The 10,471-nt window shown below is 60.8% G+C and carries 13 protein-coding genes; 8 read left to right on the forward strand and 5 right to left on the reverse strand.

The features are described from left to right. Position 1: 1 nt before the first annotated feature. Positions 2-556 carry an ArsR/SmtB family transcription factor gene (locus tag NDI54_RS20455; protein ID WP_220619908.1) on the reverse strand — a complete coding sequence of 185 codons (555 nt, stop codon included), beginning with the start codon at positions 554-556 and terminating at the stop codon, positions 2-4. 131 nt (positions 557-687) lie between these two features. Between NDI54_RS20455 and NDI54_RS20460 the strand changes: the two genes are divergently transcribed. Further along, positions 688-2,964 carry a heavy metal translocating P-type ATPase gene (locus tag NDI54_RS20460; RefSeq protein WP_220619907.1) on the forward strand — a complete coding sequence of 759 codons (2,277 nt, stop codon included), beginning with the start codon at positions 688-690 and terminating at the stop codon, positions 2,962-2,964. Here the strand turns inward: NDI54_RS20460 and NDI54_RS20465 are convergent. Beyond that, positions 2,961-3,167 (reverse strand): heavy-metal-associated domain-containing protein, encoded by a 207-nt coding sequence (locus NDI54_RS20465; RefSeq protein ID WP_137783042.1) that lies wholly within the window; start codon positions 3,165-3,167, stop codon positions 2,961-2,963. The genes NDI54_RS20460 and NDI54_RS20465 overlap by 4 nt on opposite strands. 132 nt (positions 3,168-3,299) lie before the next feature. On the opposite strand from NDI54_RS20465, the gene NDI54_RS20470 reads away from it, so the two are divergent. From NDI54_RS20470 to NDI54_RS20485, 4 genes are all read left to right on the forward strand, one after another. Beyond that, positions 3,300-3,515 carry a hypothetical protein gene (locus tag NDI54_RS20470; RefSeq protein WP_220619906.1) on the forward strand — a complete coding sequence of 72 codons (216 nt, stop codon included), beginning with the start codon at positions 3,300-3,302 and terminating at the stop codon, positions 3,513-3,515. A gap of 123 nt (positions 3,516-3,638) precedes the next feature. Continuing rightward, positions 3,639-4,640 carry a DUF6610 family protein gene (locus NDI54_RS20475; protein WP_220619905.1) on the forward strand — a complete coding sequence of 334 codons (1,002 nt, stop codon included), beginning with the start codon at positions 3,639-3,641 and terminating at the stop codon, positions 4,638-4,640. Positions 4,641-4,715: 75 nt separating this feature from the next. Continuing rightward, positions 4,716-5,063, forward strand: coding sequence for a hypothetical protein (locus NDI54_RS20480; RefSeq protein WP_119712848.1), 348 nt, complete (start codon positions 4,716-4,718; stop codon positions 5,061-5,063). Positions 5,064-5,150: 87 nt separating this feature from the next. Beyond that, positions 5,151-6,080, forward strand: a complete 930-nt coding sequence (locus NDI54_RS20485; RefSeq protein ID WP_092893728.1) for an ArdC-like ssDNA-binding domain-containing protein — start codon at positions 5,151-5,153, stop codon at positions 6,078-6,080. A 125-nt stretch (positions 6,081-6,205) separates the two neighbouring features. Here NDI54_RS20485 and NDI54_RS20490 read toward each other — a convergent pair whose 3' ends face one another. Together NDI54_RS20490 and NDI54_RS20495 are read right to left on the reverse strand one after the other, a co-directional pair. Further along, positions 6,206-6,901 carry a nucleotidyltransferase domain-containing protein gene (locus tag NDI54_RS20490; RefSeq protein ID WP_092893729.1) on the reverse strand — a complete coding sequence of 232 codons (696 nt, stop codon included), beginning with the start codon at positions 6,899-6,901 and terminating at the stop codon, positions 6,206-6,208. Continuing rightward, positions 6,898-7,569 (reverse strand): helix-turn-helix domain-containing protein, encoded by a 672-nt coding sequence (locus NDI54_RS20495; protein WP_310898196.1) that lies wholly within the window; start codon positions 7,567-7,569, stop codon positions 6,898-6,900. Before NDI54_RS20495 ends, NDI54_RS20490 begins: the two co-directional genes overlap by 4 nt. A gap of 228 nt (positions 7,570-7,797) precedes the next feature. Between NDI54_RS20495 and NDI54_RS20500 the strand changes: the two genes are divergently transcribed. From NDI54_RS20500 to NDI54_RS20510, 3 genes are all read left to right on the forward strand, one after another. Beyond that, a complete protein-coding gene (locus NDI54_RS20500; RefSeq protein ID WP_135823147.1) occupies positions 7,798-8,619 on the forward strand; it encodes a hypothetical protein in 822 nt (273 codons plus the stop codon). A gap of 74 nt (positions 8,620-8,693) precedes the next feature. Then, positions 8,694-8,945: an AbrB/MazE/SpoVT family DNA-binding domain-containing protein gene (locus NDI54_RS20505; protein WP_092893732.1), complete on the forward strand. Its 252-nt coding sequence runs from the start codon at positions 8,694-8,696 to the stop codon at positions 8,943-8,945. After that, positions 8,946-9,380, forward strand: coding sequence for a PIN domain-containing protein (locus NDI54_RS20510; protein WP_092635736.1), 435 nt, complete (start codon positions 8,946-8,948; stop codon positions 9,378-9,380). A 37-nt stretch (positions 9,381-9,417) separates the two neighbouring features. Here the strand turns inward: NDI54_RS20510 and NDI54_RS20515 are convergent, their stop codons facing one another. Beyond that, complete coding sequence (locus tag NDI54_RS20515) at positions 9,418-10,341, reverse strand: helix-turn-helix transcriptional regulator (protein ID WP_138246853.1); 924 nt, start codon at positions 10,339-10,341, stop codon at positions 9,418-9,420. Positions 10,342-10,471 lie beyond the last annotated feature (130 nt).

A 10,471-nucleotide genomic window follows, 5' to 3' on the forward strand; every position in this document is an offset into this window, starting at 1 on the left:
CTTAGTCGTCGGTCGAGAATACGTCGTCAAGTGTGCCGCTATCGCCTAATTCGATGAGGGCACGGTTCAGGAGTTCGCGAACGATGAACTCCTCGTAGTGCTGGGTGTCGCAGTACTCACAGGGCTTCATCTCGCGGGCGACCGCCTCGATCTCAGTACCGTGTTTCGTATACAGCGTCTCAATGAGGGATGCCAACTCCTCGGACGTGGTGGACTGCGCCCCCGCAAGGGTTTCGTCTGCTTCCTCCGGGAGCTCATAGGAGAAGACCCGCGTGTTCGACTTGTAGAACTTCCGCGTTCCGCCGCCGGCTTCCTCGAGCCGGGCGATCTCGATCATCCCCGCATCCTTCAGAACGTTCACGTGGTGGCGCACAGTCGTCTCAGCCTTCTCCTCACCGCGACGATGCAGTTCGTCGTGAATCTCTTCGATCGTCATTTCTTCGGCAGCGAGCATATCGAGAATCTTCGCCCGAACGTCGTTCTCCAACGCTTTCGCTTTCTCCGGGGCCGTCGTCACGACTTCACGGATCGGCACGTCGGATTCGAGGAGCGCCATTCTTGTGAGGACGTAGGGGAACGACGATAGTAAGAGTAACGCAACACACTCGACAGCAGTCTTAGTTATTCGATACCGCTATAGCTCTAGTCGTAATGGTTATCCAATTCGCTGGGTAACTAGCGACCACGATGGGAACAACACAGGAACAATTCAACGTCGGGGGGATGTCCTGCTCGTTCTGTGCCGAGAGCATCAAGAAGGCCTACAGCCGGACCGACGGCGTCGAGGACGTCGACGTGAGTCTCGCCCACGAGGAGGTCCTCGTTCAGTACGACGACAACATCCTGAGTGAAGTCGAAGTGAAGGGCACGCTCCGGGATCTCGGTTATACCATCCGCGACCCGGACAAAGCGAAGCGATACGAGCAACAGCAGGCCGAACTCGCCGACGGCAAGCACCGTCTCCTGCTCGCCGGCGGCGCGTCCATCGTCGTTGCCGCGCTGATGGGCTGGATGATCGTCGTGATGGGACGCTTCGAGTCGGCATCTCTCGTAATGGATCTGGTGACGCTGGGGCTGGCGCTGGGGACGATGTTCGTTCCTGGACGGTATATCAAACAGAAGGCGTTCCAGAGCCTGCGCCGGGGGATCTTCAACCAGCACGTCCTCCTGGAAGCGGGCGCGTTCGCCGGGCTCGTCGGTGGACTGCTTGGCCTGTTCGTGTTCCCGAGCTTCCCGACCGTCCACTTCTTCGCCGTTTCCGTGTTCATCACCACCTACCACATCCTCTCGGAGTACACCAGCCTCATCGTCCGCACGCGGGCTTCCCAAGCCGTCCAAGGCCTTCTCGACCTCCAGCCCGACACGGCACGCCGCATCGGTGAGGACGGTGACGTCGAGGAAGTCCCCCTCGACGGCCTCGACGTCGGCGACTACGTCCGGGTCAAGCCCGGCGAGAACATCCCTGTCGACGGTGAGGTCGTCGAGGGTAAATCCGCAGTCGACGAGTCGGTTGCCACCGGCGAGTCCATCCCCGAGGAGAAGGCCGAAGGCGACGAGGTGATCGGCGGCAGTGTCAACGAGACCGGGACGCTGCTCATCGAGGTAACTGCCACCGGCGAGGACGCATTTCTCAATCAAGTAGCCCGCGAAATCGAGGAAGCACGCGCTATGAAGCCCGGCATCATCCAGCTCGCCGACCGCGTGCTCAAGTACTTCGTCCCGGGCGTCTTGACGATCGCTGCACTCTCATTCCTCTTCTGGATGATCGCACCGCTCGCGTGGGGCGGAGGTCCGAACATCCAGCGCGGGGCGTTCGCAGCGCTGGCGGTCCTCGTGCTCGGCTATCCATGTGCGCTCGGGATGGCGACACCGCTCGCGCTAATTCGGGGCGGCGGGAAGGCCGCTGACCGAGGCATCCTGATGCGCTCCGGTGACGCCTTCCAGATTTTCCCCGACGTCGACCACATCGTGCTGGACAAGACTGGCACCATCACCGTTGGCGAACCCGCCGTCAGTGAGGTCGTCGCCTTGGGTGCCGACGAGGTGGATGTACTCACGACTGCGGCCAGTGCAGAGGCCTTCTCCGAGCACCCGCTCGCCGATGCGATCCTCGAGGCCGCCGACGAGCAAGATGTCGAGTACGCTGACCCCGATGCCTTCGGCTCCGTGACCGGCAAGGGCGTCCGGGCAACCGTGGCCAGCGACGACGTACTGGTCGGGAAACCGGGATGGCTCAGCGACGAGGGAATCGACCTGTCGAAGGGAGACGCCGATATTGAGCGACTCCAAGGCCGCGGCCTCACCGTTGCTGGAGTTGTTCGTGGCGGTGACCTCATCGGCCTGATCGGCATCGGCGACGAAATCAAAGCCGATGCCGCCGAGACGATCCGGCGGATGCGCGACGCCGACATCACGCCCGTGATGATCACCGGCGACAACGAACGCACCGCGAACGCGGTCGCCAAAGAGATCGGCATCGGCCGGGTTATGGCCGACGTCCTCCCTGACGAGAAACGCGAGGAGATCGGGCGCCTGCAGGAAGCCGACCACCGCGTGGCGATGGTCGGCGATGGCATCAACGACGCTCCTGCACTCACGCAGGCGGACATCGGCATCGCCATCGGCGCTGGGACCGACATCGCCATCGAGTCGGCGGATATCGTCCTGATGGGTGACCGGCTTGGTGGCGTGATGGACGCCTACGAGATCGGGAAAGAGAGCTACCGGAAGACCCGCCAGAACCTCGCGACGGCCTTCGCGTTCAACGGGGTCGGTGTCGCCGCCGCGACGACCGGGCTCGTCCACCCAGTGTTCGCGATGCTCGCGATGGTGCTGTCTGTCTCGGCCGTCCTCGCCAACAGCTTCGCTGGTCAGCTCCTCTCGGGCGAGGGTGTCAACACCAAATTCGCCCTCGACGAACGCACCGACGGCGAGCGGGAAGACGGCCGAGCGGCGGCCGATTAGGCCTTGACGTCGTAGCCAGCCTGTTCGATTGCCGCGTTCACGTCGTCGTCTGCGACTCCATCCTCGAGAACCACGTCGACCGTGTCAGCTTCGTGGTCGGCCTCGACCCGACTCACACCGTCGAGGTTTCGCAGGGCGGTCTCCACGTTCTGTTCGCACCCGTTGCACGACATCCCGGTGACGGAGATCGTCTTTCGCTCCATACGGGCCTGTAAACACTCGCGGGGAATGACCATTACGGTAGCTGTTATACCGGTATTATCTCTATTAGAGATGAGGCGTTATCGTCCGGAGAGTTGTTTGTGTCGGCCTCAAAGGGGTGAAGGCTCTTTGAGATGGGGTCCACTGACGACAAAGAGAGCGACGAATTCCCGCCAGAGAAGCGGCTTGAAGCACCGAACACGCGCCTAATCAAGGCCGGGATCAAGACGATTCCGGATATGGAGACACTCCGAGAGTGTGTTGCCTACGAGAACGCGCACCAGAATCGGACGCAGATTCTGCACCGGCTCAAGTGGAAAGCTGAAGAGTTACGTGAGGACGAAGGGTAAGCGCTGTTCTTAACCAACACACTCCGCGTGAGTTTCCCTATTGTTGGTTAATGTGCTGTGCCGCGGTTTTTCGGGCCCCTGAATGGGCGCGGGGCGACCAACAGCCGCCTCGCGAGTTCCGTTATGTCCCTCGATTTGAGTTCAGACTCCAGCACGGCTAGCGACATCGCTGTCGCCAGACAAGCGGACCATGTGGCGTTCCTCCATCGGGCCCCATTCGTCGCCGATGCTCTAGCCCTCGGATTTCTCCCCGGATTTCGGGAAGACTGTGGGTATCAGACGGATCAGTACCTGGACCTCGATATTCCCGTCGGGATGCTCGACAACGATTTCCGGAATCCCGATCTGGAGCGGTTCGTCGACCGCTTCTTCGAGTACGAACCAGAGGTCGGGGTCATCGGGGACGTCGACGAGATCGACGACGTCGACGCCCACGTCGCTGCTGCCCGTGAGATCCAAGCAAGCTACCCCGAGGCCGAGCTCATCATCGTCCCGAAGTCTAGAGCGGTGATCGACGCGATTCCTGAGGGTCTCGTCCTCGGGTATTCACGAGGATACGCCGACCGCCTGGCCCACGAGTTCTCCGACCCTGCCGATTGGAGAGGGCGGCGCGTCCACATCCTCGGCGGGAGTCCGCCCAAGCAGCTCCACGCCATTCGACAGCTGACCAGGCCGACACTCACCGACGAGCCACCAGCCGACATCGTCGGCGTTGACTGGAACGGACTCCATCGTGGCGCACAGTTCGGTGAGTTCTGGACGGCTGACGGCTGGGACGACAGCGGTCGCAACGCCGACCACGTCACCGTGCGAAAGACGGTGCGCCATAGTCTCGCTCGCATCCGCGAGTTCTGGCAGTCACATGGGATCTGGCCCGAGACGACACCAGAGGACGCTGGGTTACACTTCGAGTACGAGGGACCGAGTCCTGCCGATCTCGAAAAGGGAGCTTGCACCGAATGCGGAGCGAACGTCTGGCGAACACGTCGCGGCCCCTTCGTCGCTGAATACGATACCGGTGCAGTCTGTGGGTACTGCAGTTACGAGTGCTACTTCACCCATCGCCATCGGAAGGACCTCGAGGAGATCGCTGGCGAACAGAGTGTCTACATCCCCCCAGCGTGACGCAGCGTGCTGTTTTTCGAGCCCGGGGAGGGGGCGGAGGCTCGGTCGTGAGCCTTCGTCCAGAGGTGACTTTCCGTGAGCCAGCAACAAACTGTAGACGACGTTTCAGTCGATGAGATCCCGATCGATATCTCGAACACCCAGTCCGGAGAGATAGAACCAGCCGACGTGCCCGGAGAAATCGAGTCGATAACCCGTGGTTTAGCAAGCGAACAGCCCCCGACGAACCCACTGGTCGTCCTCAAGGCGGGTCGCTGGTGGTACATTCACGGCAAGGGCGGAACAGATCCTGCCTTCCGGTGGGCTATCGAGTGGGCACGTCATCTGGCGACCGACACGCCTAGCGACGTCGAGCGGTTCGACGAATTCCTCAAGTACCTCGTCACGGTCGGCTTCGCTGACGAGACCCACGAACTCCGATAACCGAGAGGGTGGTTTTTGTTCGCCCCCGAAGGGGTGCGGCGCGTTCTGAACTGATGCAGTCCCGGTAAACTCGATTCGGTGAACACAATGGCTACGACCAGTAATTCGTCGGTTTCCTTCGAGGAGACCGACACGCGAGATGACGAGATGAACAGCACCATCGAACAGTGGATCGACGACCTCGCCGCCGGCGTCGACGACGCGCAGGCTAGCGCGGAGTTCCAGGAGTGGCTTGACGTCCAGAGTCGATTCCACGACTACTCGTATCGGAACACGCTCCTCATCAAGCGCCAGTGTCCCGAGGCAACCCGCGTGGCGGGCTACAATACGTGGAGATCGGAGTTCGACCGGCACGTCCAAGAGGGCGAACAGGCGATCTGGATCTGGGCACCGATCATCACCAAGCAATGTCCGGAGTGCGAGAATTCGCCGAGTTACCACGAGCAAAGCGACTGTGACTATGACGAGACGCCACCCGAGGAGTGGTCCAAAGGACTGGTTGGATTCAAACCAACAGCAGTCTTCGATGTGTCTCAAACCGAGGGCGAACCGCTCCCCGAGTTGGAAACCGAGGCCACTGGTAACGCCGACGACCTGGTGCCAGCGCTCCTTGATGCGGCAGCTACGCTCGATGTCGACGTCCGCGTCGTCGACGCTGCTGAGTGGGAGCATGGCGACGCGAAAGGCGTCTGCAAACACCGGAATCTCCACGAGTTCCAACCCGTCGTCGAAGCGAAAGCCCGCTCGAATCAGGCCGATCTCGCCGTGACGCTGATTCACGAGTACGCCCACGCACTGCTCCATTTCGATGTCGACGACGAACCCGAGCGTGCAAAACGCGAGATCGAAGCCGAAGCTGTTGCGTACATCGTCGGGCGGTATTTCGACCTGGATACGAGCGGTTCAGCGTTCTATCTTGCCGCGTGGCAGGACGACGATGCGGAGAGCATTCAGGAGCGTCTCGGCCGGATCAGTTCGACCGCTCAGGAGATCATCGACACAGTTGTAGAGGGCTGAACACCCCCTTCCCGGCTGTTAACCAACGCTGGAGGGTACTCTGTCGACATTGTTGGTTAATTCGTTCCGCGTCCCGATCCCGTGTGTTTCGATCGGTCCCGAGACATACCCATCGACAGTCGATGTTATCGTTCAGAATCGATTCGGCGCTGCTGGTCACGAAGGAACTCAACGACGGCATCGATATCCTGTTCGGGAACCGTTTGCTGTTCGAAGACTCCTTTGAATGCATCTGCGAAATCCTCCGACGTGAGGCGGTTGAGGACAGTCTCGATGCGACCAGCGAGCTTCTCGGACTCTCCGCGATGCAGATGAGTCGCGATCCGGTCGAAATCTGCGCCAGCAGCCAGCACCACCAGATCCCGAGAGTCTGCCTTGCGGCCACTGTGGAGTTTCACCGCGAACAGCAACTCCCGTTCCGGAATCCTGGCTGTTACCGGGCGTCCGGTTCGCAGTTCCTCGGTGACAGAGTGCTGGGCCAGATAGCGATACGACCATTCAGCTTCCGTCTGGCGACAGCCCAGCGCGTCCACCATCGCGTCGAACTGAACCGGATTCCCGATATCTTTCGTAAACCGGATAGTCCGGCCCTCGTAGAGTTCGTTTCGCTCGACATCGGCCGTTTTCTCGTAGCCGCGGTCGGTGAGAAGGTCCGTGTAGTCGTCGACCGCTTGGGCCGGAATGACGACGTCGACGTCCGTGGTAAAGCGTTGATTGAACGCCGCGATCGCCCACCCACCGACGAGCACGTACGGCAGGTCAGCGTCGATGACTGCCTCCAGCGTATCCAGTAGTTCGTCTTCGCGTTCACCGAGGCTCATGCATTGAGACGCGGATCCTCGTGGGACGCGTCGATATCGCGGTCGTACTCGTCGGCGATCATCTCCAACGCCGGCTCGTAGTTCACCCGGTACTCCAACATGTGCTCGATTGCCTCATCTAACGGAATGACCGGATTGCCGTCGACCCACTCGCGAGTGATCTCCCCACTCGTCGGGAACAACACGTACGAGACGGCCGCGTCGGAGTCGGTCGCATCCGGCCGCTCTTCGATCCGGCTCGGAATGCCGAACTCGTCGAAGAACGCCGTCCACCGTTCGACGTCCTGGTCGGCGACCTGGATGAAGATCGGGTAGTCGTCGTGACCGCGGGCGATCTGATAGCCGCCGTGGGTCCAGACGTAGACGCCGTCGATTTTCGTGTACGTGAACGGCATCCCGGCGAAGTGTGGAATGACGTAGCCGTCGTCGATCGAGGGAGGAACAGCGCGAGAAATGGCCGCGACGAGATCGTAGTAACGATCCCTGACAGCGTAATTCTCGATGTAGACGCCGTCATCACGCCGGATGAAGCCTGCGTTCTCCAACCGCTCGATCCAGTCGTACACCCACGAGTAGGAGCCGTCGATCTTCTGGGCGATTCGCCGGATCGAGTCACCCGGCCGGGCCGCGACCATGATCTTCGCCGCGGTCTCGTCGACGTACTCCATCATCGTTAGTTATCGGTATCGCATCTAACGGTATTAGTCTTGTCCCCCGTATTCCCTATGACGTTATCGCTATACAGATATACTATTCTTAGCTCCGGTAGTCCGATCCGGCGCAGCATTCGAGCAGAGAGGGGTTAACCAACAGAAGATACGATTGATCGGTATTTGTTGGTTAAGTTTTTCAGCGCCCGCCGAGGGGCGGAGGCGCACTTCCGTCTCCACCGACCCATGACCGACCAATATCTAACGACCGTTCTCGACGAGGCAGAGCGAGTCGCAGAGCACCACGAGCAGGTCGCCCAATCTTCAGACAATCCGAATCACGAGTATCTCCGGTACGCCGTCCTTCGGCTGCTCGAAGACGAGGCTGACGAGACATCGGTGGAGATACCGCAGATCGACGGCCTGACCGTTGGATACGGGGAGGATAAGGCGATGTGCGAGAGCTGGGACGACGACGTCGAGTGGTGGGAGACGGTTCCGCCGCAGGCGGAATGTACTCGCTTTCGGATGTTCTACCCCGACAAGCACGAGGCTGTTCCGCGAGTCATCGTCGACGTGATGGCAGCACTCGGGGCGTGGCGTGTCTGGACTGGGAGCGCAGCCGCGTGCGGCTCCTATGACCATCGCGAGCGCCGCGAGGTCCATTACCTCTGGCCGGAAGGCCATCCGGTGGAGGAAGTGCTCCACGAGCGGCTTAGTGGCCCTGCGGAAGCCGTCGCTCCCGACGGTGGCCGAACGGGCGACGTTCGCGACCGACTGGTCGTCGACGAGAACCCAAAGTCACAGGACGATCTCGAGCCCCGAACGAAGCGTGCTGTCGCCGAAGCGATGGACGTTTCGCTCCTCTCGAAAGGTGGCCGCTACGAAGTTCAGTCCGCGTCCGGAAACCGGTACGAAGTCGACGTCATCGACAAGTCGTGTACCTGCCCTGACTGGCAGCAGCGCTCACCCGAAGGCGGCTGTAAGCATCTGCGTCGCGTCGATCACGAGATAAAACAGGGTCGTGTTCCACGTCCGGATGGGCGCCTTCCAGCACCCTCGAACTAGAACGATATCTTCTGGAGCGCGTGGTAGTGTGGCGGCACACTAGACTTTTCACGGCCGGTCACCTACCGTGAGGTATGAGCAGCGACAGAATCGACGCCGAAAGCAAGGTGTCTGGAAACCAGGCAAACATCCCCGCCCGGATTCGGCGTGAACTCAATATCGATGATGGCGATCAGCTCCGCTGGCAGCTCGAGGATGACGGGAGCATCCGAGTCCACGTGATCCAACAGCAAACGGGCACGTTCGCCGACTTCGACGGCTACGCTGGTGAGGAGCCGACCGATGTCACGAGCGAGCACGACGCCTGGGGCGTCGACGTCGAGTAAATGCCGCGGGCACTCATCGATACGACAGTCCTCTTTGCCGCCGCATACCGGCGAGATGGATCCCACGATGCCGCGCTCCCGGTGCTCCACGGCATCGACGACGGAACGCTCCCGGAAGCAGTCGTCCTCGACTACGTGCTCGCGGAAACGCTCAACGGCCTCACGACCCACGCCGGCCACGACGCAGCCGTCGATCTCCTCGATCGCATCGAAGAAAACGCCCGCTTCCACATCGACTCCCTCACCACCGATGCCCTCGCGACCGGGAAGGCACTCTTTCGTCAACACGAACCCCTCTCCTTCGTCGATGCCTGCATTGTGGCGTATATGCAAACCGAGGGGCTTGGCTACCTGTATGCGTTTGACGACGATTTTGACGCTGTCGAGGACGTCTATCGACTCGATACAGCAACGAATCCCTACGATCCGAACTGACGCTGGCAGACGGCACTGCTGCTGACGATGCTCGGTCTCAGGATAGTCGTACCTCGTAGTCAGCCGCCAGCTCCTGGAACTCGTCCCACGCCGGGAGCCGGTCATCTGCGACCTCACCGTGCGTCTCAAGGTAGCGGAGCAAGGCGTCGATTTCGTTTTCAAGGTCGTATTTCGCTGCCTGCTCTCGGAGATTCTCCTCGTCGACGTCGACGTGGCTGAGCAGGAGGAGGCAGTACGAGCGGTGGCGGCTGCCATCGTCGATTAACAGCGTGTGACAGCAGAGCTCCGCCGGCGAGACTGCGTCGAGGTCTTCGGAGTAGACGTAGTAGCGGTGGCCGGTGAGCAGGAACTGGAGGTCGAAGGCCGCGAATCGAGCGAGGCCGGTTTCGTGGAACGCCTCCGCGTCGATTTCCGTCTCGGCCTGGGCGAGGAATTCGTCGTAGTCCTCCCAGAGAATCGTGCCCTTCGGGGCAACGGCTTCGAGGCGTTGACGATGCAGATGGTGTGCGAGTTCACGGGCAAACTCGTGGAGGCGGTCGAAGTCGGCGTTGAAGTCATAGCGGCCGTCGGCCGTCCCGACGAGCCCACGGTCACGAAACCGCTTGAGGACGCGGTTGACCGTGTTGCGGTAGTTATCGCTCCGGTCGGCGATCTCGGAGACAGTTCGCGGCTGGTCGAGGTAGTACAGTACCTCGAGTGCTTTGCCGGTCAGTAGCTCGGGGAAGTCGATGTGGGAGTGCTGGCGGACGAGGTCCTGGTATCGTTCAACGGCACGAGCATCCGACGGGACGACTCGTTTTCGCCGGCCATCTCGTTCCGTGTAGACGAGTCCCTTTTCGACGAGGTCCCCGACGGCACGAGAGAGATAGCTCTCGCTGTGGTCGAGCTTCGTCGCGAGTTCGGAGATCGTGTCGCCGCGGTTGACCGTGGCAAGGACCTCGAGTTCGATGCGCCGGAGCACGGTGTAACATAGTACGAAACTTGCATATAAAGAAGATTCGAGTAGTGTTACAGACGGCCATCGTGAGAACCGTCTCCATCGTCTTAACCAACAAACTATGGAGTCGCGGGTAGTGTTGGTTAACACGAGA

The sequence above is a fragment of the Haloarcula terrestris genome (assembly GCF_031624315.1).
Classification (GTDB): Archaea; Halobacteriota; Halobacteria; order Halobacteriales; family Haloarculaceae; genus Haloarcula; species Haloarcula terrestris.